Annotated in this window: 25 protein-coding genes; 12 read left to right on the top strand and 13 right to left on the bottom strand. The window is 69.6% G+C overall.

Going from position 1 to position 26066, the window contains the following annotated elements:
* The first annotated feature begins 22 nt into the window (after positions 1-22).
* The 4 genes from QOZ81_RS07465 to QOZ81_RS07450 are packed head-to-tail and all read left to right on the top strand — an operon-like array spanning position 23 to position 3156.
* Positions 23-349, top strand: a complete 327-nt coding sequence (locus QOZ81_RS07465) for a hypothetical protein (protein ID WP_291199299.1) — start codon at positions 23-25, stop codon at positions 347-349.
* A complete protein-coding gene (locus QOZ81_RS07460; protein ID WP_291199301.1) occupies positions 312-1448 on the top strand; it encodes an ABC transporter permease in 1137 nt (378 codons plus the stop codon). Before QOZ81_RS07465 ends, QOZ81_RS07460 begins: the two co-directional genes overlap by 38 nt.
* Entirely contained in the window at positions 1448-2167 is a 720-nt protein-coding gene (locus QOZ81_RS07455) for an ABC transporter ATP-binding protein (protein ID WP_291199303.1), read from the top strand. The genes QOZ81_RS07460 and QOZ81_RS07455 overlap by 1 nt, the downstream gene beginning before the upstream one ends.
* A complete protein-coding gene (locus QOZ81_RS07450; protein WP_291199305.1) occupies positions 2164-3156 on the top strand; it encodes a hypothetical protein in 993 nt (330 codons plus the stop codon). Before QOZ81_RS07455 ends, QOZ81_RS07450 begins: the two co-directional genes overlap by 4 nt.
* Here the strand turns inward: QOZ81_RS07450 and QOZ81_RS07445 are convergent.
* From QOZ81_RS07445 to QOZ81_RS07400, 10 genes are all read right to left on the bottom strand, one after another.
* The gene (locus tag QOZ81_RS07445; protein WP_291199307.1) at positions 3153-3659 is read right to left on the bottom strand and encodes a hypothetical protein; all 507 of its coding nucleotides are present in this window, start codon (positions 3657-3659) and stop codon (positions 3153-3155) included. The genes QOZ81_RS07450 and QOZ81_RS07445 overlap by 4 nt on opposite strands.
* Positions 3660-3801: 142 nt before the next feature.
* Complete coding sequence (gene hemN / locus QOZ81_RS07440; RefSeq protein ID WP_291199309.1) at positions 3802-5172, bottom strand: oxygen-independent coproporphyrinogen III oxidase; 1371 nt, start codon at positions 5170-5172, stop codon at positions 3802-3804.
* Positions 5169-6155, bottom strand: coding sequence for a uroporphyrinogen decarboxylase (gene hemE / locus QOZ81_RS07435; protein WP_291199311.1), 987 nt, complete (start codon positions 6153-6155; stop codon positions 5169-5171). The genes hemN and hemE overlap by 4 nt, the downstream gene beginning before the upstream one ends.
* 91 nt (positions 6156-6246) lie before the next feature.
* The gene (hemL, locus tag QOZ81_RS07430; RefSeq protein ID WP_291199313.1) at positions 6247-7503 is read right to left on the bottom strand and encodes a glutamate-1-semialdehyde 2,1-aminomutase; all 1257 of its coding nucleotides are present in this window, start codon (positions 7501-7503) and stop codon (positions 6247-6249) included.
* A gap of 95 nt (positions 7504-7598) precedes the next feature.
* On the bottom strand, positions 7599-8576 hold the full coding sequence (gene hemB, locus QOZ81_RS07425; protein WP_291199315.1) for a porphobilinogen synthase: 978 nt from the start codon (positions 8574-8576) through the stop codon (positions 7599-7601).
* Entirely contained in the window at positions 8570-9277 is a 708-nt protein-coding gene (locus tag QOZ81_RS07420) for a uroporphyrinogen-III synthase (protein ID WP_291199317.1), read from the bottom strand. The genes hemB and QOZ81_RS07420 overlap by 7 nt, the downstream gene beginning before the upstream one ends.
* Positions 9274-10158: a hydroxymethylbilane synthase gene (gene hemC, locus QOZ81_RS07415; protein ID WP_291199319.1), complete on the bottom strand. Its 885-nt coding sequence runs from the start codon at positions 10156-10158 to the stop codon at positions 9274-9276. Before hemC ends, QOZ81_RS07420 begins: the two co-directional genes overlap by 4 nt.
* Complete coding sequence (locus QOZ81_RS07410; protein ID WP_291199321.1) at positions 10155-11318, bottom strand: NAD(P)-binding domain-containing protein; 1164 nt, start codon at positions 11316-11318, stop codon at positions 10155-10157. The genes hemC and QOZ81_RS07410 overlap by 4 nt, the downstream gene beginning before the upstream one ends.
* Before the next feature lie 75 nt (positions 11319-11393).
* Positions 11394-12572 (bottom strand): chorismate synthase, encoded by a 1179-nt coding sequence (gene aroC / locus QOZ81_RS07405; protein ID WP_291199323.1) that lies wholly within the window; start codon positions 12570-12572, stop codon positions 11394-11396.
* Positions 12573-12591: 19 nt separating this feature from the next.
* Positions 12592-13866, bottom strand: coding sequence for a glycosyltransferase family 2 protein (locus tag QOZ81_RS07400; protein ID WP_291199325.1), 1275 nt, complete (start codon positions 13864-13866; stop codon positions 12592-12594).
* A gap of 86 nt (positions 13867-13952) precedes the next feature.
* On the opposite strand from QOZ81_RS07400, the gene QOZ81_RS07395 reads away from it, so the two are divergent.
* The 6 genes from QOZ81_RS07395 to QOZ81_RS07370 all read left to right on the top strand — a co-directional run bounded on the left by QOZ81_RS07395 (position 13953) and on the right by QOZ81_RS07370 (position 20142).
* Positions 13953-15206: a glycosyltransferase family 4 protein gene (locus tag QOZ81_RS07395; RefSeq protein ID WP_291199327.1), complete on the top strand. Its 1254-nt coding sequence runs from the start codon at positions 13953-13955 to the stop codon at positions 15204-15206.
* A 75-nt stretch (positions 15207-15281) separates the two neighbouring features.
* Complete coding sequence (locus QOZ81_RS07390; protein WP_291199329.1) at positions 15282-16403, top strand: DegT/DnrJ/EryC1/StrS family aminotransferase; 1122 nt, start codon at positions 15282-15284, stop codon at positions 16401-16403.
* Positions 16403-17047, top strand: coding sequence for an acetyltransferase (locus QOZ81_RS07385; RefSeq protein WP_291199331.1), 645 nt, complete (start codon positions 16403-16405; stop codon positions 17045-17047). Before QOZ81_RS07390 ends, QOZ81_RS07385 begins: the two co-directional genes overlap by 1 nt.
* Positions 17048-17111: 64 nt before the next feature.
* Positions 17112-18161 carry a GDP-mannose 4,6-dehydratase gene (gene gmd / locus QOZ81_RS07380; RefSeq protein ID WP_291199333.1) on the top strand — a complete coding sequence of 350 codons (1050 nt, stop codon included), beginning with the start codon at positions 17112-17114 and terminating at the stop codon, positions 18159-18161.
* Positions 18162-18170: 9 nt separating this feature from the next.
* The gene (locus QOZ81_RS07375) at positions 18171-19040 is read left to right on the top strand and encodes a class I SAM-dependent methyltransferase (RefSeq protein ID WP_291199335.1); all 870 of its coding nucleotides are present in this window, start codon (positions 18171-18173) and stop codon (positions 19038-19040) included.
* A 136-nt stretch (positions 19041-19176) separates the two neighbouring features.
* The gene (locus QOZ81_RS07370) at positions 19177-20142 is read left to right on the top strand and encodes a GDP-L-fucose synthase family protein (RefSeq protein ID WP_291199337.1); all 966 of its coding nucleotides are present in this window, start codon (positions 19177-19179) and stop codon (positions 20140-20142) included.
* A gap of 18 nt (positions 20143-20160) precedes the next feature.
* Here the strand turns inward: QOZ81_RS07370 and QOZ81_RS07365 are convergent, their stop codons facing one another.
* On the bottom strand, positions 20161-21171 hold the full coding sequence (locus QOZ81_RS07365) for a glycosyltransferase family 9 protein (protein WP_291199339.1): 1011 nt from the start codon (positions 21169-21171) through the stop codon (positions 20161-20163).
* Positions 21158-22306, bottom strand: coding sequence for a glycosyltransferase family 9 protein (locus tag QOZ81_RS07360; RefSeq protein ID WP_291199341.1), 1149 nt, complete (start codon positions 22304-22306; stop codon positions 21158-21160). Before QOZ81_RS07360 ends, QOZ81_RS07365 begins: the two co-directional genes overlap by 14 nt.
* 75 nt (positions 22307-22381) lie before the next feature.
* On the opposite strand from QOZ81_RS07360, the gene QOZ81_RS07355 reads away from it, so the two are divergent.
* Positions 22382-24163, top strand: a complete 1782-nt coding sequence (locus tag QOZ81_RS07355) for a peptidylprolyl isomerase (protein ID WP_291199342.1) — start codon at positions 22382-22384, stop codon at positions 24161-24163.
* Between the two features lie 179 nt (positions 24164-24342).
* On the top strand, positions 24343-25572 hold the full coding sequence (locus QOZ81_RS07350; protein ID WP_291199344.1) for a hypothetical protein: 1230 nt from the start codon (positions 24343-24345) through the stop codon (positions 25570-25572).
* On the opposite strand, the gene QOZ81_RS07345 is transcribed toward QOZ81_RS07350, so the two are convergent.
* Complete coding sequence (locus QOZ81_RS07345) at positions 25569-26054, bottom strand: hypothetical protein (protein WP_291199346.1); 486 nt, start codon at positions 26052-26054, stop codon at positions 25569-25571. The genes QOZ81_RS07350 and QOZ81_RS07345 overlap by 4 nt on opposite strands.
* Positions 26055-26066 lie beyond the last annotated feature (12 nt).

Raw genomic sequence — 26066 nt, 5'->3', positions numbered from 1 at the left:
GTTCCCGATGGCCCTACCGCCCATGCGCAAATCCACCCTTTGCCTGTCCCTGATCGGCGTCCAAGCGGCGTTGTTCCTCGGCATGCTCCTCCATGCGAAGGCCCAGGCCGGTCCCGCCGCGCGGCAGCGCCAGGCCAGCGCCGTCCTGGTGCGCAGCCTCGGCCTCACGGATCTCTGCCTCTTCACCGAAGCCCGCTATACCCGGCATCCCGCCATGGCCGACCGGCATGCCGCCTTCCAGGACCACCCCATGGGGCTGGACCACTTCCCCTCCGGTTCCCTCGTGGCTCCGCCGACCTTCCCGAGTCCCCATGCGCGCACCTCTCCAGCGGTATCGGAACATCCTTGATTTCGCCCTCTCCTCGCTGTTGCGGCGGAAGGGACGGAATCTGGCCCTGCTTGGCGTCTACACGCTGGTCGTGTTCGTCATCGCCTCGCTGATCTTCTTCGTCCAGGCCCTCAAGCGCGAGGCGCGGGAGCTCCTGGTGCAGGCACCGGACATGGTGGTGCAGCGCATGGTCGCCGGCCGCCACGACCCCATCCCCGTGATCCAGGCCGAGGCCATCCGCGCCATCCGCGGCGTTGAGGAAGTCCAGCCCAGGCTGTGGGGCTACTACTATGATCCGGTCTACGGCGGGAACCTCACGGTCATGGCCACCGGGGACCCGGCCCTGGCGGCCGACGCGGTGTGGATCGGCCAGGGCGTCGCCCGCAGCATGAGGGTGAAGGAGGGCGACCTCATCAGCCTGCGCAGCTACGCAGGGCTGCCGAGCCTCTATGCGGTCCAGAAGGTCCTGCCGGAAGACTCGGAGCTGGTGTCCTCGGACCTGGTCCTCATGTCACCCGGGGATGTCCGGGCCCTCTTCAACTTCCCCGAGGGCCTCGCCACCGACCTCGCGATCACCGCGGGAAATCCGCGGGAGCTGCCCACCATCGCCGCCAAGATCGTCGAGCGGTTCCCCGATACGCGACCCATCCTGAAATCCGAGATCCTCCGGACCTACGAGGCCATCTTCGACTGGCGGGGCGGCCTCATGGTCGTGGTGCTGGCTTCGGCGATCCTGGCTTTCATCATCTTCGCCTGGGACAAGGCCACGGGCCTCTCGGCCGAAGAACGCAGGGAGATCGGCATCCTCAAATCCATCGGCTGGGAGAGCGCTGACGTGCTGCTCTTGAAGGTCTGGGAGGGGGCCGTGATTTCGCTGACCGCTTTCCTGAGCGGCGTCCTGCTGGGCTATGCCCACGTCTTCTTCTTCTCCGCCTCCCTCTTTGAGCACGCGCTGAAGGGCTGGTCCGTGCTCTTCCCGCGCTACCGGCTGCTGCCCGCCCTCGACGCCTACCAGCTCACGGTCCTGTTCTTCCTCACCGTGCTGCCCTACACCGCGGCCACCCTGGTGCCCATCTGGCGGGCCGCCACGGTGGACCCGGACGCGGCGATGAGGTCCTGATGATCGAGCTGTCGGGCGTCACCAAGACCTACGCGGCCGGATTGGCCACGCCGTTCACCGCGGTGGACGACGTCAGCCTCACCATCTCCGGGGGTGGGCTCACCGTGCTCAAGGGCCCCAGCGGGTCCGGCAAGACGACCCTCCTGACCCTGATCGGCTGCATGGCCCGCCCCACTTCCGGACGCATCCACCTCCATGGTCTTCCGGCCGGGACGCTGCCCGGCCACTCCGAAGGAGACTCCCTCGAGATCACCAGCCTTCCCGAGCGCTTCCTCACGGCCATCCGCCGGCGGACCTTCGGGTTCATCTTCCAGCAGTTCAACCTGATCCGCGGCATCTCCGTGCTCGAGAACGTCCTGCTCCCGACCTATCCCGCGGGTGGTGACCACGACCAGCTGGAGGCCCGCGCCATCCAGCGGCTGGAGGGCCTGGGACTGGCCCGGCACCTGCGCGCCTCCGTCGATCGTCTCTCCGGAGGCGAGGCCCAGCGCGTGGCCATCGCCCGGGCCCTCATCAACGATCCCCTCGTGATCATCGCCGACGAACCCACCGCCCACCTCGACTCCCGCCTCTCGGAGGACTTCATGGCCCTCATGGGCCAGTTCAAGGCCGCGGGCAAGACCCTCCTCATCACCAGCCACGATCCGATCGTGTACGACTCCCCCCTGGCGGACCGCGTGGTGGAGATGCGCGATGGGCGGATCGTGGCCCGCGCATGATCCAGCACCCGGGCATCCTCGCGCTCCTGCTCGCCTCGGGCATGGTCAGCCTGCTGCTCGTGGCCGCAGGCTGGCAGGGCCTGCGGATCCTCCGCGGGTGGGACCTGCAGAGCGGCAGCGAGGGTCAGCTCGACCTGGAACGCAGGACCTACCTGGTCTCGACCCTGGTCACCACCGCCCTCGCGATCCAGATCCTCTCGCTCTTCCTCTTCATCTACACGGCGGACGGCCTGCATACCCAGTTCGTGGGGGCCATGTGCGCGGCCGGTTCCCTGGCGGTGAACGGCTACGGCTATCCGACCCTTCTGGTGAAGATCGCCACCTGCCTGGTCGCCGGGGTCTGGCTGATCCTCCAGCGGGCGGACACCCAGGGGCACGACTATCCCCTCATCCGCCCCAAGTACGCGCTGCTCCTGGTCATCGTGCCGCTGGTCCTGGCGGAGACCTGGCTCCAGACCAGCTACCTCCTGGGCCTGAAAGCCGATGTGATGACCTCGTGCTGCGGGAGCCTCTTCGGCCAGGGGCGCCAGGGCTTCGCCTCCGAGCTGGCGAGCCTGTCTCCCGGCCTCATGCGGCCGGTCTTCTGGGCCACCTTCGCGGCCCTGCTGGCGGGCGGGGGGGCCTTCCTGCGCACGAGGCGAGGCGCGGCCGCCTTCTCCCTGTTCAGCCTCGCCTTCCTCGGTGTGGCGGTGGCCGCCCTGCTCTCCTTCTTCTGCCTCTACATCTACGAGCTGCCGACCCACCACTGCCCCTTCTGCCTGCTCCAGCGGGAATACGGGTTCGTGGGCTACCCGATCTATGGAACGCTGCTCGGCGGCACCATCGCCGGCCTCGGCGTGGGAGCCCTCGCCCCGTTCCGCCGATGCCGGAGCCTCGCCTCGAGCCTGCCGGGGATCCAGGCCCGCCTTGTGTGGATGAGCCTGGTCCTGGCCCTGGCCTTCACACTGGTCGTGGGGGTCTGGATGGTCCTGTCCCCCTTGAAACTCTAGGCCTTCGCCCTGCTCCCGATGTAGCCACGCACGGCCGCCTCGGTCTCGGGCAGTTGCAGGCCCGCGAGTTTCGCGATCCGCAGCGCCTCTTCCACGGGCATGCCCTTGTCGAGGACCAGCCAGGGGCAGATCGCGGCCGCGGCCCGGTTGCCGTTGCTGCAGTGGAGCAGCACCTTGGCCCCCCGAGGCAGATCCCGGAGGAGGGTCCGCAGGAAGTCGAAGTCTCCTGCCGGCGGTGCCTTCCCGATGGCGTACCGCACGTACTGCACGCCCAGCTCCTGCATGCGGACCGACTCCGATTCGCAGTTCAGGTTGGTTTCCCCGTCCCGGCGCAGGTCGATCACGTGCGTGATGTGCTGTTTCTTGATGGCTGCACAGGTCTGACTGTCAGGGGCGCCGCGCAGCACAAAGACCCCGGGGCGCACCTCCGTGGCGCCCGGGACGGCCGAATCCTGGGCCGTGAGCACCAGGGCCGGAAGCAGGAGGAACAGAGTCCGAGACATGGAACCCTCCGCGACATCGCCTGGCTCGCCAGGCTGGTTCGCGGAGACCACCGATGGGGCCGCAGCTGGGAGCCCTGGTCCCAACGGGCGGGTCTCCACACCTCCAATGTAGGCCTTTGGGTCAGCTATTCAATGGACCGGCTTATACGGTCCTGGAAAAAGGCGTCTTGGCGCTGAGCTTGGCCAGGTAGGCGTCGAAGGGCTGCACCAGGTTGCGCACGAAGCGCCGGCCCAGGTGGGTGATGAAGATGCCCTCGGGGCGCACCTCCACGGTGCCCTGGGGGACTTCCTCCAGCAGCTGCACGACCGCATCCGCGAAGAGGACGGGCCCGTCCACGCCGAACTTCTCCTGCAGCTCCGACCAGCGCAGCTCGAAGTGCCCCATGAGGTGATGGATCACCCAGCGGCGCAGCTCGTCGTCCTCTGAGAGGCGGTGCCCCTTGTGGATGGCCAGATGGCCATCCCGGATGCTGTGTTCCCACTTGGAGAGGATCTTCTCGTTCTGGGCGTAGACACCCGCCACGTTGGAGATGGCGCTGGGGCCGAAGCCCAGCAGGTCCGAGCCCGCCTTCACGGCGTAGCCCATGAAGTTGCGGATGAGCTTCCCCTCCTGCACGGCCTTGGCCATGGGGTCATCGGGATGGGCGAAGTGATCCATGCCGATGGGCACGTAGCCGGATTTCTCGAGGATGTCGGAGGCCATGAGCAGCAGGTCCAGCCGTAACTCCGGCGAGGGCAGGGTCTCGGCGGGGATGCTGCGCTGGAAGGGCATGATGCTGGGCAGGTAGGCGAAGCCGTAGATGGCCATGCGGTCCGGCGACAGCTCCAGGGTGGATTCCAGCGTGCGGCGGAAGGTGTCCATGGTCTGGCCCGGCAGGCCGTAGACCAGGTCCAGGTTCACGCCCTCGAAGCCCAGCTCCCGGCACTGGCGCATGGCCGTGAGGGTGTGCTCCCAGGTCTGGCCCCGGGTGATGAGGGCCTGCACGTTCTCGTCCAGGTCCTGCACGCCGAAGGAGACGCGGTTGAAGCCCAGCTCGCGCAGCGCGGGCAGCTGATCCGGTTCCAGATACGTGGGATCCACCTCGATGGCGATCTCCGCGCCCGGCAGGAACTCGAAGCGGTCCTTGAAGAGCTGGAAGGTGCGCTTGAGATCGGCCGCGTTCAGGTAGGTGGGCGTGCCGCCGCCCCAGTGCAGCTGCAGGGCCTTGCGGCGGTCCTTCAGGTGGGAGCAGACCAGATCGAGTTCCTTGGTGACGGCCTCGAGGTAGGCCTCCACGGGGTCGTACTGGGGGCTCACCACCACGTTGCAGCCGCAATAGGCGCAGCGCCGGGGGCAGAAGGGGATGTGCAGGTAGAGCGACAGGGCCTCGTCCTTGCGGGCGTCGGCACGATCCAGGGCCGCGAGGATCTCGGGCTCCGGGAAGTCGTCGCTCCAGGCCGGCGGCATGGGGTAGCCCGTGTAGCGGGGCCCGGGCCGGTCATAGCGGCGGATGAGATCGGCGAGCTGGTTCATGCCTTCACCTCATCAAGCACAGCCCCCACCACGGCGGGGTCGGTTTCGGGCGTCAGGCCGTGGCCGAGGTTGAAGACGTGGGGGTGCCCCTTCATGGCGTCCACGATGGCGCGGGCCTTCCGGGTGGCGGTTTCCTTGCCGGCCAACAATGCGACGGGATCGAGGTTGCCCTGGAGCACCATCTTGGGAAAGCGGCGCCGGGCCTCGGAGATGGGCACCTGCCAGGGCACCGCCAGCCCCTTGCAGGGCAGATCGTTCAAGGAATCCGGCAGGTAGCCTGTGCGGGCGAAGAAGAGGGTCGGTGCCGCGGTCACCTGAGACAGGGTGCGCTTCACGGAGGGCAGCGCGAAGGTCGCGTAGTCGTCCGCATCCAATTCGCCCGCCCAGGTGTCGAAGAGCTGCACGCCCTGGGCACCGGCCTCGATGTGCAGATTCAGCAGGCGGGCGGCGGCGTCCGCCAGCTTGTCCATCCACTTCTGGGCCAGTACGGGATTCTGGTGGATGAAGGCCTTCGCCTTCGCCCAGCTCTTGCTGCCCTTCCCTTCGATGCCGTAGGCCAGAAGGGTCCAGGGCGCGCCCGCGAAGCCCAGCATGGTCACCTTGGGCGGCAGAGCCGCCTTCACCTTGCGGATGGCGTTGCAGACCGGCTCGAAGACCTTCTCGTCGAGGGGCCGGTTGATGTCGATCTGGTCCAGCGTCTTGCCGATGCGGGGCCCGCCTTCGGGAATGGTGACTTCGCAACCCAGCGCATCCAGGATCACGAGGATGTCGCTGAAGATGATGGCGCCGTCGATCTGCGGAAAGCGGCGGATGGGCTGCAGCGTCACTTCCGCCGCCAGGTCTGAGTCGTTGAGCAGCTGCTCGAAGGTGACCTTGGCCCGCACCTCGCGGTACTCCGGCAGGAAGCGCCCCGCCTGGCGCATGAACCAGACCGGGGGCTTGTCGAGGGTGTTGCCGTTGAGCACATGAAGAAGGGGCTGCATGGGAACTCCAGATCTTTAACCGCAGATGGCGCAGATTTCGCAGATGAAAGGAATCAAGGTTGGCGCGTCAGCATCTGCGCCATCTGCGGTTTCAAACAAAGTCCTTGGCCACAGCAGCCACGGCCTGCTTGAAGTGGGCCAGCTCGGGCTCGCCGTGGGCGGAACCGAGGAAGGCCACTTCGTAGCCACTGGGGGGCAGATAGACGCCCTGGCCCAGCAGCGCCTTGTGGAGGCGGTTGAAGGTGCCGATGGCCTCGCCCTTCACGGCATCACTGCGGCGGACGCCATCCTGGAACAGGGGCCAGAGCAGGCTGCCGTAGCGGGGGCAGTGGAGGCCGGGGATGGTCTCGAAGGCCGCGGCCCACTTCTCGGCATTGGCTTCCAGGCCCGCGTAGAAGGCCGGGGTGAGCTTTTCCATGGTGGCGAGACCCGCGGCCATGGCCACGGGATTGCCGGACAGCGTGCCGGCCTGGTAGACCGGGCCGTCGGGCGCGACCACGCCCATGATGTCCTTGCGGCCGCCGTAGAGGCCCACGGGCATGCCGCCGCCGATGATCTTGCCGTAGGTGCCCATGTCCGGCGTGATGCCCAGGCGCTCGGCCGCACCGCCCGGAGCCACGCGGAAACCGCTGATGACTTCGTCGAAGATGAGGACCACGCCGTGCTTCGTGCAGAGCTCGCGGAGCCGCTTGAGGAACTCGGGACGCTGCAGCAGCAGGCCGTTGTTGGCGGGGATGGGTTCGATGATGGCCGCGGCGAGCTCGTTCCCGATCTCGGCAAAGGTGCGCTCCAGGGTCTCCAGGTCATCGAGCGTCACGACGGAAGTCAGCTCGGCGATGGCCTTGGGCACGCCGGCGCTGGTGGGGGCGCCGAAGGTGACGAGGCCGGAGCCGGCCTTCACCAGCAGTCCATCACTGTGGCCGTGGTAGCAGCCTTCGAACTTCAGAATGCGCTCGCGGCCCGTGAAGCCGCGGGCGGCACGCAGGGCCGACATGACGGCTTCGGTACCCGAAGACACGAAGCGCATCTTCTCGATGAAGGGCACCATCTCCTTGATGCGACGGGCCAGCGCCAGCTCGCGGCGGCTGGGGGCGCCGAAGGTGAGGCCCTCCTGCATGGCCTCGTTCACCGCGGCCAGGATGTCAGGGTGGGCGTGCCCCAGGATGAGGGGGCCCCAGGACATGCAGAGGTCGAGGAAGCGCTGGCCGTCCTCGTCTTCGAACCAGGCGCCACTGGCCTTCTTGAAGAACTTCGGCGTGCCGCCCACCGCCCGGAAGGCCCGCACCGGGCTGGAGACGCCTCCGGGGAAGTGGGTGAGCGCTTCTTGAAACATGGATTCGTTGCTCATGAAAACCTCAAAAGGATTAACCGCAGATGACGCCGATTTCGCAGATGAAGATGGCTGATTTATCTGCGCCATCTGCGTCATCTGCGGTTTCAAATTCAGGAGATCCAACCCTTTTCGACGGCCTCGCGACCGGCGTAGGTGACGATCATGTCGGCGCCGGCGCGCCGGATGGCGATGAGGTGCTCGTACATCAGCTGGTCGCCGTTCACCCAGCCCAGGCGATCCGCCGCCTTCACGCTGCTGAACTCGCTGGACACATGGTAGGCGCAGATGGGCGCCAACTGGGCTTCGCGGAGACGCCAGATGAGGTCGAGGTTCGGCAGGGCCGGCTTCACCATGAGCATGTCCGCACCCTCGTCCACGTCGAGCAGCGCATCGTTCAGGCCCTCGCGGGCATTGCGGGGATCCATCTGGTAGGTCTTGCGGTCACCGAATTTGGGGCTGCTGTCGGCAGCCTCGCGGAAGGGCCCGTAGTAGGCGCCCGCATGCTTGATGGCGTAGCTCAGGATGCTGGTCTGGGTGAAACCGTTCGCATCGAGCACGTCGCGGATGGCCGACACGCGGCCGTCCATCATGTCGCTGGGGGCGGCCACGTCCGCGCCGGCCTCGGCGTGGCGCAGGGCCATCTCGGCGAGGATGGGCAGGGTCTCGTCGTTCCTCACCACGCCGTTCTCGTCCACCACGCCGCAGTGGCCATGGCTGGTGCAGCCGCAGAGGCAGACGTCGGTCATGACGATGAGGTCGGAGCCGAAGGCCTTCTTCAGGGCCCGCACGGCCACGGGCACCACGCCGGTGTGGTCGCAGGCGTAGCGGCCGTCCGGAGTCTTGGATTCAGCATCGGGCACGCCGAAGAGCAGCACGCTGGCGAGGCCCTTCTTCAGGTCCTTCTCCACCTGGCGGACGGTCTCCTCGACGCCGGCCCGGTCGATGCCCGGCAGGCTGGAGATCTCGCTTCGACCCGCCTGGGGCTGCACGAAGTAGGGCTGGATGAGATGCCGGGGCCGGAGATCGGTCTCGGCCACCAGGTTGCGCATGGCGGCGCTGGTGCGGAGGCGGCGGGAGCGGTTCAGCATGGGGACTCCTCCTTCGGGTTCTCTTGAGATGCCAGGTGCTGGGCGAGCATGGCCCACAGAAGGCTGGGCTTCGGTTCACAGTACGCGTCGACCGGGGCGCCGGCCCGGGCGAAGGCCTCGGCCGTGGCCTCGCCCCAGGCGAAGCGCTGCACGCCCTGCGAGAGCGGTGCGAGGATCTCGGCCTGGGTGGGGCTCAGGGCCAGGACACCCTCCACCTTCGGCAGGGCCGGGAAGGGTTCCCGGGCCGCCTCGCGGTGGGTGACCCAGGGGTGGAGGCGCCAGGCGGAGCCCCGCGCGGCCACTTCCAGGTATTCACGGCTGCGCTCGCCGCGGACCAGGATGAACTCTCCACCCTGCGGGAAGCGCCTCTGCAACAGCTCCCACAAGGCCTCGGCCCGGGCCTCGACGGGAAGCTGGACATCCAGGTCCTCGCGCCCCAGGGCGTCGGCCGTGCCGGCCCCCTGAACCAGGCAGGTCATCCCCGCGGGAAGGACCGGTGCCGCCACCTTGGCCCCGGAAGGGCTCAGGATCAGCAGAGCCTGGACACGGTTCAGCAGCATGGGTGGGGCCGCGCCGGTGACGCGCAGGGAGGTGAAGGAATAGGGGACCGGCCGCCAACCGGCCTTGCGCACGATGTCCGCCAGCGGATGCTGGGCGGGCCGGGCGAGCGCCAAGCGGGGATGGTGGGAGGCGGGTGTCATGACAGGCCGATGCCCTTGAGGACCGCCGCCAGCAGGACCTTGTCGTCCGTGCCGCGAGCCTCGGCCCGGCGGAGGTCGCCGTCCGGGGCATAGGCCGCCTGGAGCAGCAGGGTCCCGTCGGCCTGGGGTGTGGCCAGGGCACCCAGGGGCTGCTGACATCCGCCCCCGATGCCGGCCAGTACCTGGCGCTCCAGGGTGACGCAGCGGGCCGTCATGGCGTCATGCATGTCCGAGAGCGCCTCGATGAGGTCTGGACGGTCCGCCCTCGCCTCGGCCAGCAGGGCCCCCTGCCCCGGCGCGGAGGGCAGCTCCTCCGGCGTCAGCGGACGCACAGTGAGCCCCGAGAGATCCAGCCCGAGCCGCTTCAGGCCCGCGGCCGCCAGCAGGGTGGCGTGCACGGGCTCGTCCCGGAGGACGCCGTCCCGCACGCGCTGCAGGCGCGTCTGCACGTTGCCGCGGATCCAGGTGAAGCGGGCCCTGGGGAAGAGCTGGCTGAGCACACGCTCGCGGCGCACGGCGCTGGTGCCGATGACCAGATCCTCGGGGGCATCCGGACGGATCACCATCCAGTCCGAGGGGTCCTCGCGGAGGGGGATGCAGGCCGGGACAATGCCCGCCGGGCGCTCCAGGGACACGTCCTTGAGGCTGTGGATGAGCAGGTCCGCGGCGCCCGCGGCCATGGCGTCCTCCAGTTCCTTGGTGAAGAAGCCGCCGCCCACCTGCTTGTCGAGGGGGCCCTGCAGCCACTGGTCGCCGGAGGTGGAGAACTTGCGCCAGGAGACTTCATAGCCCCGGGCCTCGAGGAACCGCACCATGGGCTCGGCCTGACCCACGGCCAGAGCGGATCCCCGCGTGGCGACTGTGACGTGCTTCCTGCTCATGGATTGACCGCCTCTCCGTCTGCATTGGGCTTGGGTTGGGTCTGGATGAGGGCCCGGAAGGCCAGCGTGCGGCCCCGATTCAGGATCTCCTTGAGGGCCTCGCGCTGGGCCTCGTCCAGGCCCGCCATGGAATCCTCGAGGGTCTTCACTTCCTCTTCCAGGGCGCCCCAGGCCGCATCCAGCCGTTCCTGGGCTGAGACCAGGTGGCGCTTGCGGGCCCGGGCCACGGCCCGGTGCCGCAGCCGGCCAGCGGCGCCCACCAGGTAGGGTTCCGCCTTGAGGGCCGCCTCGGCCCGCTGGGCCCGGGCCGTGGTGGTCTGGGCCAGGAAGGCGTTGAGGTCGATCCGATGCACCCAGGGGAGCTGCTCCAGTCCGGGCTCGGAGTCCGGCGGCAGGGCCAGGTCCAGAATCCGCAGGATGGGCCGCTTCAGGGACTGCCAGGCATCCAGGGTGAACAGGGGTTCCGGGGCGGCGGTGGCCGTGACGATGGCATCGAAGCCCGCCGGATCATGCTGGAGCTGCGCCAGATCCACGATGGGAAGGCCCAGGGGATCCGCCAGATCGTGGGCCTTGCTGCGGGTCCGGTTGGCCACGGCCACCCGGAAGCCGCGTTCCGGCAGACGCTCCGCCAGGTACTGGGTCATGGGGCCCACACCCACGAGGGCCACGGAGGCATCCGGGGGCAGCCCCTCGGTCAGGTGCTTCAGGGCCACCGTGGCGACGCTGACATTGCCGTCCGCGAGCCCGAGTCGCGCGCGCAGGCGCTGCCCTTCGCGGATGATGTCCTCCACGACTGTCTGGGCCTCGTCTCCGGCCACGCCCACCTGCCGGGCCTGCACCAGGGCATCCTTCAGCTGGCCCGGGATCTCGCGATCCCCCAGGTTGGCGGATTCCAGGCCGGCCGACATGGCCAGCAGGTGCGCCCAGGCCTCTTCGCCCTCGTAGCGGCGGAACCCGGGACCGGGATCGATGGCCCCGGCCTCGCCCCCCCACACCATCCAGAGCACCCGCTGGCAGGTGGCTAGGTAGACGATCTCCCGGGCGCCGGAACGCTTCTGCCAGTCCCTCAGGTGGGTCGGAAGACCGTCCCTGACCACATGCTGCGCCACCAGGTCCAGGTCGTGGACAGGCGCATGAAAGCTGATGAGGACGGGTTCCATATCGGATCTCATCATCGGTTCGGGATGGGGCGGCTCCGTCATCGCTTCGTCATGCCCCCGCGAAAGTGGCGGTCATCACATCCGATTTCCGCGCAGGGGCTGAACCAGAGCCTCGATGGCCTCCCAGTCCCATTCCCCCAGGCCGGGCAGGTTGTCCTCCCGCAGTTCCTGCTGGGTCAGCCAGGCGTCATAGACCACCAGGGCGCACATGGCCTCGGCCACGGGTACGATGCGGGGCGCGATGCAGGGGTCGTGGCGCCCGTGGGTGATGATGTCCGCCGCGTGGCCTTCGCGGTCGATGGTGCGCTGGCTCTTCGAGATGGAGCTGGTGGGCTTCACGGCCAGGCGCACCACCACCGGCGCCCCGGTGCTGATGCCACCCAGGGTGCCCCCGGCGTCGTTCTTCTCCGGGCCTTCCGGCCCCAGCGGGTCGTTGTTCTCGCTGCCCCGCCGCCGCGCGCTGGCGAAGCCTGCGCCCAGCTCGACGCCCTTCACCGCCCCGATGGACATGCAGGCCAGGGCCAGCAGGCCATCCAGCTTGCCGAAAGCCGGATCACCCAACCCGATGGGCAGCCCCTCGAGCCACACCTCGCAGACGCCGCCCACGCTGTCGCCCTCGGCCCGGGCGGCCTCCACGGCCGCCTTCTGGGCCTCGAAGGCGGATGGGTCCGCCACCCGCAGGGGATTCTTCTCCACGAAGCTCCAGTCAATGGTCCTTCCTTCGATGCCCGCGATCTCCCGGTTGAAGCCGCGCACGGTCACGCCCAAAGTCGCCAGCTGCTGCTTGGCCCAGGCGCCAGCGGCCACGCGGGAGAGCGTTTCCCGCCCGCTGCTGCGCCCCCCTCCCCGGGGATCGCGGATGCCGTACTTGCGGTCGTAGGTCAGGTCCGCGTGGCCCGGCCGGAACAGGTCAGAGATGGCCTTGTAGTCGCCGCTCTTCTGGTTCTCGTTGAAGACCACCATCGCGATGGGGTGGCCCGTGGTCCGCCCCTCGAAGACGCCGCTCAGGACCTGCACCCGGTCCCCCTCGCTGCGGGGGGTCACCAGGTCCGACTGCCCTGGCCGCCGCCGGTCCATCTCCTGCTGGATGGCCGCCAGATCGAAGGGCAGCCCGGGCTTCACGCCATCCATGACGACGCCCACGGCGGCCCCGTGGCTCTCGCCGAAGGTGACGATGCGGAAGGCCCGGCCGAAGGAGGAGGGTGAATCGAAGAGCATCCAGCCATGGTGGCCTGGACCGCCCTCGGCCGTCATCGACTTTTCCGACGGAAGCTCAGGCGGGCCGGTCCAGATCCCAGGTGGTGACGTCCTCCGTCGAGAAGGAGGGCAGCTGCGGCCAGGGACTGGGCCCAGCGAAGCCCGCCACCTGCAGGGCGCCCAGATACTCGGCCGCATAGGCGAGGTAGGCGGCCAGGGGGCCCTCACCCCGGATCTTCACGCGGGTGGCCCCGGGTTCCTGCAGCTGGAAGGGCACGAGGAGACCCGCCATCACGTCCCCGGGCAGCCGCTTCAGGGCATGGTCGAGCGGCGGCAGGCCCTGGAGCAGCCAGCGGACGGCCTGCTCCAGACCCGCGGCGCCCCTCAGCCTCGGCCGGACCAACCGCGCCCCCTCAGGCGCCGCGGGCTGGACGGGGACCCCCAACAGGGATTCAAACTCCTGCCCGATGAACCCGGCGACGGGGGCGCCGGCGTCCCCGAAGGCCCAGGCGAGCCAGAAGGAGGCCGGTCCGGTGCCTTCGATCCAGACGCCGGGTTCGGGGTCCGTCCCGAGGGCCAGGTGGGTCTGGGCCATGCGGGCGGCCCGGTCGGTGAAGGCCCGGGCGCGCTCGAAGCCCCCTGCGAAGGGATCAGCCACGCCCGCCGGGCGCTCGGCATAGGCCTTGAGCACGCTCTTGTGGATGGCGCGGTGGACGCGGAGGTGCCCACCCGAGAGGAACCTCGACCCCCCATGCACGCGGTACTCCATCTGCGGCTTGTGCAGATGGACCCTCGGGCCGATGGCATCCGCCCGCAACACGAACAGCACGTCGTCGGCGAGGTCATCGGAGGAGAACCCGCCCAGTCGCTCCGCCAACTCGAGGGTCGCGGCGAAGGGCACGCCGATGGAATCCACGCTGAACAGGCGCCCCAGGGGGAAGGGCTCGGGCCGACGCCGCACCTTGGTCCGCCGGCCCTGCTCGTCCATCTCCCAGTAGTCGCAGGCCGCCAGGCTCAAGGGGTGCTGGGCCAGCGCCAGGCGATGATCCCCGACGAAACAGGGCAGCAGCCGGTTGTCGGTGTGGATGTAGGAGAAGTCCCGTCCCCTGCCCTTGGCCTTGTCCAGCATCAGGTTCAGGCAGGTGCCGGGGTCCATGCGCCGCGGCTCGTGGATGAAGTGGATCCGGGGATCGGTGAAGGCCTCCATCACCTGTGGCGTCTCATCCGATGAGTTGTCGAGGATCCAGAGCTCCCAGTCGGGGTCCTCCTGCTTCAGCACGCTCTCCACCGCTTCGCGGATGAAGTGGGCCTGGTTGTAGGAGGGCATCAGGAGCTGGAACGGAACGGGCATGGGCGGCTGGTTTCCCGGAATCGGAGCATCGGTGGCGGGGCTGAGGACATGGGATGATAGCGTCCTCACGCAGATTGGAGAGGCCCATGGGGACGCTGAACATCGCCATCGATGCCCGTCTGGATCCCGGCAAGGCCGGTGGCGTGGAGTCCGTGATCCTGGGTCTGGCCCATGGGCTCAGCCGGCTCGACCCCGGCGACGAGGTCTACCACTTCCTCATCTTCGCCGGCCCGCAGCCCTGGCTGGAACCCCATCTCGGCGGGGCCTGCCGCCTGCTGCAGAGCACGCAGGCCGTGAAGCAGCCCTCGCCCCTGAAGGCCTTCGAGCGGGCCCTCCGGCATCGGCTCCGGTCCTGGTTCCCGTCCAAGGATCGAGCCGAGGTGAAGGTTCCGCGATCCGACGGCACCCTCGAGGCCGCCGGCATGGACCTGGTCCATTTCCCGCTCCAGAGCGCCTTCCTCACGAAGGTGCCGAGTCTCTACCACCCCCACGACCTCCAGCACGTCCACCTCCCGGAGCTCTTCACCGCCAGCGAGATCCACCGGCGGGAGACCCTCTACCGCACCTTCTGCGGGCAGGCGGCCCTCGTGCCGGTGGCCTCCGAGTGGGTGCAGCGGGACCTGGAGGCGCAGTTCGGCCTTCCGCCCGAGAAGGTGCCCGTGGTGAACCTCGCACCCTTCAATGCGGCCATCGCGCCCCTGGCCCCCGGCCGCCGGGAGGTGCTGGCCCGGGAACTGGGACTTCCCCCCGAAGGCTTCGTGTTCTACGCCGCGCAGACCTGGCCGCACAAGAACCACCTCGCCTTGCTGGAGGCGCTGGCCCTGCTGCGGGACCGGGACGGGCTCCGCGTCCCCTTCGTCTCCTCCGGCCGCAAAGGGGACTATTTCCCGATCCTGGAGCGGCGGATCCGGGAGCTGGGACTGGCCGGGCAGGTCCAGTTCCTGGGCTTCGTGAACCACGAAACGCTGCAGGCGCTGTATGCGCTGTGCCGCTGCGTCGTGATCCCCAGCCGCTTCGAAGCGGCGAGCTTCCCCCTGTGGGAGGCCTTCCAGGCGGGCCGTGCCGCCGCCTGTGCCACCACCACGTCACTCCCGGCCCAGGCCGGCGATGCGGCCCTGCTCTTCCCCGCCGAGGATGTGCCCGCCCTGGCAGAGGCCATCAAGCGGCTCTGGACTGATGCGGAATTGCGGACGGGGCTGGTGGCCCGGGGGACGGAGAATGTGGCCCGATTCTCCTGGGATCGCACGGCAAAGCTGTTCCGGGCCCACTACCGCCGTACGGCTGGGCGCGCCCTGAGCGCGGAGGACCAGCAGCTCCTGGCGGCTCCACCCCTGTTCTAGCCAGAGCCCGGCGGCTTGCCGGGAGGGCGCCGGGGGCCGTATCCTCGTGCATTCCTTGAAACCAGGAGCGGCACCGTGACCCACCCCCACCTCCCCGTGGCCCAGCCGGACCTTGGCGGCAACGAGCTCGCCTATGTCTCCCAGGCCATCCAGGAGGGCTGGATCTCCTCCACCGGCCGCTTCCTCACCCGCTTCGAGGCCGACTTCGCCCGGTTCTGCGGCGTCCGCCACGCCCTGGCCTGCGCCAACGGCACCGTGGCCATCCACCTCCTGCTCCTCGGCATGGGCATCGGCCCCGGGGACGAGGTCATCGTCCCCTCCTTCACCTATGTGGCCTCCGCCAATGCCGTGACCTACACCGGCGCCCGCCCGGTCCTCGTGGATTCGGAAGCCATCACGTGGAACCTGGACCCGGCCAAGGTGGAAGCGGCCATCACCCCGCGCACCAAGGCCATCATGGCCGTCCACCTGTACGGGCACCCCGCCCCCATGGCGAGACTGCTTGAGATCGGCCGCCGCCACGGCATCCCGGTCATCGAGGACGCCGCCGAGGCCCACGGCGCCAAGGTAGAGGGGAAGACGGTCGGCGGCCTCGGCCTGGCGGCCACCTTCAGCTTCTACGGCAACAAGATCCTCACCACCGGCGAGGGCGGCATGGTCACGACGGATGACGATGCCCTGGCCGCCCGCCTCCGCCAGCTCCGCGGCCAGGGCATGGATCCCGAGCGCCGCTACTGGTTCCCAATGGTGGGCTACAACTACCGCCTGACCAACCTCGCCGCGGCCCTGGGCTGCGCCCAGCTGGAACGCGCGGAGGAACTGATCGCGCACCGCCTGCGGATCGCCCAGGGCTACCGCGAACGCCTGGCGCCGCACGCCGAGCATCTGGGCCTCCAGCTCGCCAGCGAGGCCCCCTGGGCCAGTTCCGTCCACTGGCTCTCCTGCATCCGGGTTCCCGCGGTCAAGCGGGATCCCCTGATGGCCTTCCTGGCAGAACATCACATCGAGACCCGCCCCTTCTTCCCGCCCATGCACCGGCTTCCGATGTACTCCGATCCGTCCTTCCGGCAGGACCGGCCGCTACCCGTGGCCGAAGAGCTGGGGGACACCGGCATCAACCTGCCCACCTACACCGCCCTGGGGGACGCGGACCTCGACCGCATTTGCCAGGCGATCACGTCAGGCCTGGAACGCTGATGCAGGATCTCTGGATCGTCGGCGGCAGCGGGGCGGCCCTCGAGGTCTGGGCGGTGGCCCGGGCCATGGAGGCGGCCGGTCCGCAGCCCTGGAAGGTCCGCGGCTTCCTGGTGATCAACGGAAGTCTTGAGTTCAATCCAGAGGGTCTGGAGGTTCAGGACGAATCGACCTTCCTCGCGGCTCCACCCGCCTCGTCAGCCCTGATCGTACTGGGCCTCGGCGAGCCATCTCTTCGCGAAAAGGTGGCCCAGGTCTATGCCTCGAAGGGGTTCCGGTTCGCCACCCTGATCCATCCCAGCGCCATCATCGGCCCGGCCTGCAGCGTGGGCGAGGGCTCAGTCCTCATGGCCCAGGCAGTCTTGGAGACTCATGTGAAAGTCGGCGAGCACGCACTGCTCAACGTGGGGAGTTCCATCGCCCACAACGGCAGCCTCGGTGCCTGCTGCAGCCTGGGCCCTGGCGTACGGCTAGCTGGCTGGGTGACCCTGGGGAACAGGTGTGATCTCGGCGTAGGTAGCTGCGTGCGTCCGAGGGTGACCCTCGGCCCGGACACGCGCGTTGGGGCCGGCGCGGCAATCGTGGCGGACCACCCGGGTTCCGCGACACTCGTAGGAGTGCCGGCAGTCCCCCGGCCGGCCTCCTGAAGGCCCATGGCATACTGGGGCCGCTACACACAAACCCGCGACCCTTCTACCTTCCAGGTGCCCCTTGCCCCAATCCCCCATCGCCCTCATCACCGGCATCACCGGGCAGGACGGCAGCTACCTAGCCGAGCTCCTGCTCGCCAAGGGCTACGAAGTCCACGGCGTCATCCGCCGGGCCTCCAACTTCAACACCGACCGCATTGACCACCTCTACATCGACCCCCACCAGTCCCCGAAGCTGCATCTTCACTACGGCGACCTCACGGATGGCGGCGCCCTGCGCCGTCTCCTCGACCAGGTCAAGCCCACCGAGGTCTACAACCTGGGGGCCCAGAGCCACGTGCGGGTGAGCTTCGACCAGCCGGAGTTCACGGCCGATGTCGTGGGCCTCGGCGTGCTGCGCCTGCTGGAGGCCGTGCGGGCCTACCAGGACGCCACCGGGAACCAGGTGCGCCTCTACCAGGCGGGCAGCTCTGAGATGTTCGGCTCCGCCAAGCCCCGCCAGCATGAAGGCACTCGCTTCGAGCCCCGCAGCCCCTACGCCTGCGCCAAGGTCTATGCCCACTACCAGGGCGTGAACCACCGCGAGAGCTACGGCATGTTCGTGGCCAACGGCATCCTCTTCAACCACGAGAGCCCCCGCCGCGGCGAGACCTTCGTCACCCGCAAGATCACCCGGGCCGCCACCCGCATCAAGCTGGGCCTGCAGGACAAGCTCTTCCTGGGCAACACCCAGGCCAAGCGGGACTGGGGCTTCGCCGGCGACTACGTGGAAGCCATGTGGCGGATGCTCCAGCAGGAGCGGCCCGATGACTACGTGGTGGCCACGGGCGTGTCCATCTCCATCCAGGACTTCCTGGCCCTGGTCTTCGAACAGCTCGACCTGGACTGGAAGCAGTATGTGGAGACCGATCCCCGCTACTTCCGGCCCGCCGAGGTCGATCACCTCGAGGGTGACCCCGCCAAGGCCCGCAAGCTGCTCGGCTGGGAGCCCCGCACCGATGTCGCCACCCTGGCCCGGATGATGGTGGAATGCGACCTCCGCCTGGCCGAGCGGGAGCTGGTGCTCCGGAAGGCGGGCCACGAAGAGGCCCCCCGCGGAGGCTACCGGTGAGGAAGACCCGTGGCCAGCGGACCTGCTGAGAAGCAGGAGAGCACCTCCGCGGCCACCTGCTGGTGCGGCGGCGCGCTGGGCCCCTCGCCCCATCCCGCCTACTTCAGCTGCCTCCGCTGCGGCACCCAGGTCGCGCAGGAGATCCTCAGCACGGAGGGCCTCCAGGATCACTACCACCTCGACGCCTACTGGCATGACCGGGCCCGCCAGCTGAACCTGCCCCCCATCGAGGTTCGCGCCCGCCAGGATTTCGGCGACCGCATTCCCGTGTGGTACCGCATTCTCCGGCGCTACCAGCCCACCTGCCAGTCGGTCCTGGAAATCGGCTGCTCGCACGGCGGCTTCCTCGCCTACTGCCGCAGCCATGGGATCGCGGAAGTGGTCGGCGTGGAGGTGAGCCCGGAGACCTGCGCTTTTGCCCGGGAACGCTTCGACCTGCCCCATGTGCAGCCGGGCTTCTTCCCGGCCGTGGACCTGCCGCGCTGGAGCTACGACGTCATCGCGGCCTTCGATCTCTTCGAGCACCTCAGCACACCCTTGGCCACGGCCCAGGCCATGCTCGGCGCCCTCGCACCGGGCGGGGCGCTCCTCCTCCAGCTCCCCTGCTACCGGGGGGAGGGGGTGGACTGGCCCATGTTCCTGCCCGGAGACCACCTTTACCTCTACACCGCGGGCGCCATCCGCGAAATCCTGGCGCGGGCCGGCTTCGAAGTCACCGCGATCACCAAGGCGATTTTCTGGTACGACCAGTTCGTCGTGGCGCGCCGGGCTGGCGAAGTCACGCCCGGCCAGCGCTGGCGCGACCGCCTCATGGCGTTCCTGCCCCACCGCCGAAAGACCACCCGGGCCGAGCGCCACGCCGTGCGGGAGCCCCGCTAGGCCGAAGGCCGGGCGCCGCGGCACTCGACACTTGGGGGCCTGGGACTGCGGGAGGTCTGGCATCCTATTGGAATCGCGCCCGACGGTCCTGCCTGAGCCAGGCGGACCGGCGCTCCTGCCCCCGAGGTCCACCCGCATGACACTCCCCACCACCTTCCCCCTGCCCGGCAAGCGCATCTGGGTGACCGGCGGCAACGGCTTCCTGGGTCGCCATGTCGTGGCTGAGCTCCGGGAGCGTGGTGCCGAGGTCCTCGCCCCCCGCTCCAGCGAGCTGGACTTGCTGGATCCCGTCGCCGCGACCCGCTTCATCCGGGAGCACCGCCCCTCGGGCGTCGTGCATCTGGCCGCCCGGGTCGGGGGGATCGGTGCCAACCGCGCCCACCCGGGTTCCTTCTTCTTCGCCAACATGGCCATGGGCCTGCACCTCATCGAGGCCTGCCGCGCCGAGGCCATCGAGAAGGTGCTGGTGCTCGGCACCGTCTGCGCCTATCCGAAGTTCTGCCCCGTGCCCTTCCACGAGGACGACATCTGGAACGGCTACCCCGAGGAGACCAACGCGCCGTACGGCGTCGCCAAGAAGGCCCTGCTGGTGCAGCTGCAGGCCTACCGCCAGGAGTACGGCACCCGGGGGATCTTCCTCATCCCCGTGAACCTCTACGGCCCCGGCGACCATCTGGACCTGGCCACCAACCACGTCATCCCCGCCCTCATCCGCAAGTTCATCGAGGCCAAAACCCAGGGCCACGATCATGTCGAGCTCTGGGGCACCGGGAGCCCCAGCCGAGAGTTCCTCTTCGTCGAGGACGCCGCCCACGGCATCGTCGAGGGTCTGTCGCGCTACGAAGGCGGGGACCCGGTCAACCTCGGCACCGGCGAGGAGATCACGATCCGCGACCTGGCCCTGAAGATCCAGACCCTCACGGGCTTCGAAGGGGAGCTCCGATTCAACCCCGCCTACCCGGATGGCCAGCCCCGGCGCCAGCTGGATACCTCCCGGGCCCTGGAGCGCTTCGGCTGGCAGGCCCCCACCCGGCTCGATGAGGGCCTGCGGCGGACCGTGGCATGGATGCAGGGCGCCCTGGCTTCTGCCAGCAAGGGCTAGTCCGCCACAGCCCGCCCCTCACGCATGAGAAGCGGCGAGTCCTTCGTCCAGGGCGCGGCAGATCAGCCCAGCGTCCAGGCTTTGCATGCAGGGATGGCCCTCCGTCCTGCAGTCCCCCCGCTGGCAGACCAGGCAGGACAGGCGCTCATCGCGCACCGCGCGCACCCAGGGTCCGCGGGGACAGGTCAGGGCGGGATCCGTGGGGCCGAAAGCCACGACCACGGGCACACCGCAGGCCGCCGCCAGGTGGCTCAGGGCCGAGTCGTTGCCCAGGGCGACGCGTGCCCCCGCCAGGATGCCCGCCGCCACCGAGAGGGGCGCCTGACCGGACAGATCCACCACGCCCGGGGCCTGGGCCGCCACCAGGGCGGCGTGGACCTGGTCCTCGCCCGGAGCCCCCAGGAGCACCACCTGGAGCCCCAGACCCTGCAGGTGGCAGGCCGCCGCGGCGAAGGGCCCGGCGCCCAGCTTCTTGTTCCAGCTCATGGCCCCCAACGCCAGCACGGCGTAGGGTCGGGAACCGAGGCTCGCCTTGAGCAGCTCCTGCGCCTGCAGCTGCGCGGCGGCCCTCGGGCGGAAGGACAGGTGCCCCGAGGTGTCCAGCGCCGGGAAGGCCATCCTCAGCAGCTTCTGGTAGCGGTCCAGCTGATGGCCCTCGAGGCGCCCGTAGTCCAGGCGGTGCGTGGCCAGGAAGCCCGTCAGCCAGGGCGACCAGCCCACCCGCAGCGGCAGGCCGGCCTGCCGCGCGGCCAGGGTGGCCCGCAGGCTCCGGGGCAGGTTCACCACGCCCGCGGCCTGGTGCCCCTTCAGCAGGCCGGCCATGGCGGAGGCGCCCTGCTTACCGACCGGGTCGGCCACCACAGAGGCATAGGGAGCGGCGCCCTCGAAGAGCTCCACCACCGGGGCCGGTCCCCAGGCCACCAGCCCGTGGCCCAGGGCCTGCAGGGGCGCCACGGCCTGGGTGATCATCACCGCGTCGCCGATGAAGCGTGGCAGGCGGACCCAGAGGGCCCCCTCAGGCACGCTCACGAAGGGCCTCCGGCAGTTCTGCGGGGAGCTTCCGGCCCCCGTCGTGCTCGGCGACCAGGCCCTGGAGCAGGTTCCAGACGCGCAGCGGCGAGACCCGGAAGGCCGTGCTGTCCAGTTCCACCTTCAGGCCCGTGGTGCGGGATTCACCGGCGTCGATGCAAGGGCCACGCACCGAGAGCGCAAAGGGACCCAGGGGATTGATGAGCTCCTCGGGGGAGGCGCCGTTGACGGTGAGCGTGGGCCGTCCCGTGCCGGCCGCCGTGTGGGCCAGGCCCGTGTCCACGGCCACGTTGCCCCAGGCCTCGCTCTGGATGGCGCAGGCCTGGGGAATGGAGGTGCGTCCCGTGAGGTTCAGGCTGCCGGACACCTGGGCGGCCAGCTGGCCCCCCAGCTCCACCTCGTCAGGCCCGCCGAGCCACACCACCTCGAGACCGGCCGCCTGGGCCAGGCGCGCGAAGCCGGTCCACTGGGGGAGCTCCGGGAACCAGCGCTTGTTGTAGCCGCGGGTGCCGAAGGAGAGCGTGACGTAGGGGCCACCTTTCCACCCGGCCTGGCGCAGCAACTCAAAGCCGCCCTGGCCGCCGAACTGCGCGGGCCGCATGGGCGTCCATTCGAGGCGCGAGCTGCCCGTGAGCTGGGCCAGCAGCGGCTCGTAGCGCCGCACGATGTGGATGGGAAGGTCCCGGTAGGTGAAGGTGTGGTGGTAGAGGAAACCCAGGTGGTTGTCGGTGTCGCCGGCGCGGATCGGCACCCGGGCCAGCCAGGCGGCGAAGGCCAGGCGCGCGGACTGGCTCAGGTTCACGAAGGCCACCGGGGGGCGGGTGCGCCAGCGGGCCACGAGGGCCCAGGGATCAGGCTTCTGGTCCCGGCCCGCCTCGATGACGCTCTCGGCGATGAAGTCGGGGTGGGCCTCGCTGAAGATGGCGGCGCCGATGGCGTGGCCCACGGCCACCCAGCGGATCTTCTTGCCCTGGGCCTCGGCCACGGCGTTCCAGCTGCGCTGCAGGGCGAAGAAGAAGGGAATCGAGAAGATCACGTCCCCCAGCTGGCGCGGAAAGCGGATCCAGACCTCGGGTTGCTCGAAGGCCGGGAGCAGCTCCCGCAAGCGCTCATGCCCCGGCTTCACCTGACCCACCACCGCACCTCCACGCCCCATTGTGCCCGAAGCGCCCTGATGGCATGGGCTAGCATGAAGCATCCCGAGGTCCCCATGCGCCGCCTCCTCCTGCTCCTGAGCCTTCCTCTGCTGGGCCAGGGCCCCCACTTCACGGTCCGCGACGCCATCCAAGCCGAGTGGGCCCGCCAGCCGATGACCTGGACCGAGGCCCAGAAGGCCGCCCTCCCCCCTGCGGACCGGGCGCGGCTGGAGCGGACCCTCATGCGGATCGGGGCGCCGGGGGCCCCCGCCCTGCTGCCGCCGGAGCTGGAGAAGCCCACGCTGGAGATCTGGGAGGCCAAGGCCAAGGAGGCCCACACCCCCCAGGAGCGCTTCACCGCCTTGTTCATGCTGAACCGCCTGAAAAGCCCGAAGGCCCTCACGGCGCTGGACGGCCTTTCCGCCACCGACGCCGCCACCTGGCCGAAGCACCTGCAGCTGGAAGCGTCGATCGCCGCGGCGCGACTGAACGGCGCCGAGGTGTCCCCTGCCCTGCAATCCTTCCTCGACGCGCGACAGAAGGCCGGCAAGGTCGATCCCGTCCGAGCCCAGGCCGCGCGGCTGCGGCTGGTGATGGCGGGGAAGGAGAAGGAGCTGCTGCCGCTGGTGCCGGCCACGCCGGGAAGCGTGCTGGCGTTGATGGATGCGTGGAACCGGGCGCCATGGGCCCGGCGACGGGACCTGGCCCTCGGCGCCTTCCAGGCGCTCAAGCCCGAATCCCCGGCCTGGCCCAGCCTGGGTCTCCAGCGCCCAGGGCCGCAGACCCTCGAGCAGGCCTGTGTGGGCATCCTCTCCCGGCTGGCAGAGGGCGTGCCCAGCCCTGCTCCGGCCGAGGCCTTCCAGGTGGGCGGTGCCCCTTGGCCCTGCGCGACCCAACCCCTGGTCCAGTGGTACGGATTTCAGGCCCTGGCCAAAATGGAGACGCCTCTGCCCTTCCTCGAGCCAGCTTTGAAGCAGGAGTCACCCCTTGGCGTATCGAATCCCCTGCTACTTGGCTCGCTGCTCCCCGCCCTCCGGCACCAGGCCCCCGAACGGGCTGACTTGCTTCGGTCTCGTCTCCTCGCTGGAGACGATGCCACAGCCCGCGCCGCCGCCATCGAAGACCTGCCCTCCGCCCCCGCCGACCTCGCCACCCTCACCCAGCGTACCTGGGCTGATACGCAGTTCGAAGCGCAGCAAACGCTCATCCAGAGCTACGCCCGCTGGAAGATGACGCCGGAAGACCAGAAGGCCCAACTGCGACCCTGGCTGCAGCACCCGGACTGGGCCTGCCGCTGGGAGGCCTACCAGGCCCTGGTGAAGCTGGATCCGGCGACCGCCTGGCCCGGGGCGCCGAAACCCACGAAGACGGATGCGGCCATCTTGAAGGAGGCCACGCGGCTGGCGGAGCTCGGCAAGCCGGTGCGGGTGCGTATTTCCTTCAGCGGCACGCGCAGCGTGACACTGCGGCTCGATCCCACGCTGGCCCCCATGAACGTCGCCAACCTGGTGCTGCTCACAAAGAAGGGCTACTTCAACGGGCGGCTGGTGCCCCGCGTGGTGCCGGACTTCGTGGTTCAGATGGGCTCGCCCTACGACACCATGGACGGCGGGCCGGGCTACACGGTGCGCTGCGAGAACTCGCTGACCTGGTACGGCCCGGGCAGCGTGGGCATGGCGCTGTCGGGCAAGGACACGGGCGGCAGCCAGTTCTTCATCACCACCAACGCCACGCCCCACCTCACGGGCAAGTACACGCGCATGGGTGAGGTGGAGGACCTGGACCGCGCCATGAAGATCCTCGATGACCTGGAACTGGGCGCGAAGATCGAATCCATCAAGGTGCTCGAACCGTGAAAAGCCCCGAACCGCGAATGACGCGAATCGCCCTGCGGGCGCGCGAATGGATACAAGGCCGAACCTCCGCTTCCAAACCCGCAGGCCCATACTCCCTTCTCATTCGCGCCCATTCGCGTCATTCGCGGTTCCTGTTTTTCATCTTATTCGCGGCTCCCTTCGCCTCAGCCCAGGCCCCCATGCTGCAGGACGGGGCCGCGGCCCTGCGGCAGGCGCGGCTGGACTGGACGCTGGGGCAGGAGCCGCTGGGACCCTCCTCCATGCCCTCCTTCGAGGTGGGCTGGGGCGGCGCTTCGTCCGAAGGTGCCTATGCGCCGCTGGTGGGCGGCGAAGGCCTCGGCCAGGGCACCCGGGGCTGGGGGCTGGGCATGCAGGGCCGCTACGTGCGCAACGGCTGGTCCTTTTCCGCCACGGCCCTGGCCCTGCGCGACCAGGGCCACACCCTCGGCGTGCTCCAGCGGACGGCCCTCGCCTACCAGACGGAATCCGGCTGGCGCGTGGCCCTGGAGCAGGCCCCCTTCGCCTGGGGCGCGGGTCTGAACGGCGGTGACCTGCTGGGTGACGCGTCCAGGAGCTTTCCGCGCCTCTCCCTGGCCACGCCGGAGGCCGCCCTGCCCCTGGGCCGCTGGCGCCTGGAGGCCTTCGCGGGGCGCCTGGAGCGGGACCGCATGATTCCCGCTTGGCTGCCAGATCGTGACGCGCGCCTCGAGGCCCGGGCCGCGGGTCTCGACCTGCAGCGGCCCCTCCTCTGGGGTGGCCTGGTGCGGACCGCCTTTGGCTCCCGGGTGGAGACGGGCTTCGGGGCCGTGACCATGGAGGGCGGCCGTGATGCCGAGGGCCACACCGCCCCTTCCACTGCGGCCCGCACCATGACGCTGGCGGAGTTGCGGCTGCGGCTCCCGGAGCTCGCACGGCTCCTGCGGGCCCGGGGCGCCTCGGCCACCCTCAGCCGCAGTGCCGCGCCGGAGGGCCGGTCCCTCGCGTGGACGCCGGCCCGGAACCTTGGCGGACTGCAACTGGTGTGGGAGGGCTGGGACCTGGGTCTGGAATACGCGGGCGCGGCGCCCCGGGCTACCGTCTCGACCACCGAACTCAGCCACCTCGCCGGGTTCTCGACCCACGGCGATCCGCTGGGCCCCGCCTTCGGACGCGAAACCACCACCCGCACCGTGGAGCTGGGTCTGCCGCTCTTCCTGGAGGGCCAGGGCCGCCTCCGGGCCGTGCGGGCCACGGCCCCTCTGGATCAGCCCTCGGGTGCGGCCTCCTGGTTTCTCCAGGGCGAGGCCCAGTGGCGCACGCCCACGGGCCGGGCCGGCGCTGCCATCGCCACGCGGTGCAATGAGTGGCCCGGCGCGCCGGCCCGCTGGGGCTGGAGCTTGGCCGCCTTCCAGGCCTTCCGGGTGTTCTAAGGCTTCACGCGGCTGTAGTAGCCATCGAAGGAGACGGTCCAGGTGGCGCCGCTGTCCGGACTCTGCTCCCAGAGCTGGCGCACGCGGCCATCCGGCAGCGGGGTCCAGGTGATGCGCTCCAGCAGGCGGCCCTTGGGACCCTCCGTCGTGCCCCGAAGCACCATGGAGGCGCCCTCCAGGCCGCCCATGAGGTCCAGGCTTCCCCCCTTGGCATCAACCCAGCACTGCCGCCAGGCCTTGCGGGCCGGCAGGTAGGCGTTGAGGCTCGTGCCCGATCCCCCCTGGCTGCCCTGCCAGTGCTCCTGCAGCACAGCCCCGTCCAGCAGGGCCACCACGCGGTTGTGGCCAAGGCGCTGCCCCTTGGCGTCCCGCACTTCCCAGTCGCCCACCCAGAAATCGAACTGGCGCTGCTCTGGGGTGCGATCGGCGGGGGACATGGCCCCCAGCATGACCGGAAGGAGGAGGGGAAGGACACGGCGCATGGGGACCTCGGA

The sequence above is a fragment of the Geothrix sp. genome, assembly GCF_030219325.1.
Classification (GTDB): domain Bacteria; phylum Acidobacteriota; class Holophagae; order Holophagales; family Holophagaceae; genus Geothrix.
This window is presented reverse-complemented; position numbering and strand designations above follow the sequence as displayed.

Coding starts and splice junctions, on each gene's coding strand:
- QOZ81_RS07385 (WP_291199331.1), top strand. CDS start 16,403: ATGCAGGATCTCTGGATCGTCGGCGGCAGCGGGGCGGCCCTCGAGGTC.
- hemE (WP_291199311.1), bottom strand. CDS start 6,155: ATGCAGCCCCTTCTTCATGTGCTCAACGGCAACACCCTCGACAAGCCC.
- hemB (WP_291199315.1), bottom strand. CDS start 8,576: ATGCTGAACCGCTCCCGCCGCCTCCGCACCAGCGCCGCCATGCGCAAC.
- hemN (WP_291199309.1), bottom strand. CDS start 5,172: ATGAACCAGCTCGCCGATCTCATCCGCCGCTATGACCGGCCCGGGCCC.
- aroC (WP_291199323.1), bottom strand. CDS start 12,572: ATGACGGCCGAGGGCGGTCCAGGCCACCATGGCTGGATGCTCTTCGAT.
- QOZ81_RS07400 (WP_291199325.1), bottom strand. CDS start 13,866: ATGCCCGTTCCGTTCCAGCTCCTGATGCCCTCCTACAACCAGGCCCAC.
- QOZ81_RS07445 (WP_291199307.1), bottom strand. CDS start 3,659: ATGTCTCGGACTCTGTTCCTCCTGCTTCCGGCCCTGGTGCTCACGGCC.
- hemL (WP_291199313.1), bottom strand. CDS start 7,503: ATGAGCAACGAATCCATGTTTCAAGAAGCGCTCACCCACTTCCCCGGA.
- QOZ81_RS07450 (WP_291199305.1), top strand. CDS start 2,164: ATGATCCAGCACCCGGGCATCCTCGCGCTCCTGCTCGCCTCGGGCATG.
- hemC (WP_291199319.1), bottom strand. CDS start 10,158: ATGAGCAGGAAGCACGTCACAGTCGCCACGCGGGGATCCGCTCTGGCC.
- QOZ81_RS07350 (WP_291199344.1), top strand. CDS start 24,343: ATGCTGCAGGACGGGGCCGCGGCCCTGCGGCAGGCGCGGCTGGACTGG.
- QOZ81_RS07455 (WP_291199303.1), top strand. CDS start 1,448: ATGATCGAGCTGTCGGGCGTCACCAAGACCTACGCGGCCGGATTGGCC.
- QOZ81_RS07395 (WP_291199327.1), top strand. CDS start 13,953: ATGGGGACGCTGAACATCGCCATCGATGCCCGTCTGGATCCCGGCAAG.
- QOZ81_RS07410 (WP_291199321.1), bottom strand. CDS start 11,318: ATGGAACCCGTCCTCATCAGCTTTCATGCGCCTGTCCACGACCTGGAC.
- QOZ81_RS07370 (WP_291199337.1), top strand. CDS start 19,177: ATGACACTCCCCACCACCTTCCCCCTGCCCGGCAAGCGCATCTGGGTG.
- QOZ81_RS07420 (WP_291199317.1), bottom strand. CDS start 9,277: ATGACACCCGCCTCCCACCATCCCCGCTTGGCGCTCGCCCGGCCCGCC.
- QOZ81_RS07465 (WP_291199299.1), top strand. CDS start 23: ATGCGCAAATCCACCCTTTGCCTGTCCCTGATCGGCGTCCAAGCGGCG.
- QOZ81_RS07345 (WP_291199346.1), bottom strand. CDS start 26,054: ATGCGCCGTGTCCTTCCCCTCCTCCTTCCGGTCATGCTGGGGGCCATG.
- QOZ81_RS07355 (WP_291199342.1), top strand. CDS start 22,382: ATGCGCCGCCTCCTCCTGCTCCTGAGCCTTCCTCTGCTGGGCCAGGGC.
- QOZ81_RS07460 (WP_291199301.1), top strand. CDS start 312: ATGCGCGCACCTCTCCAGCGGTATCGGAACATCCTTGATTTCGCCCTC.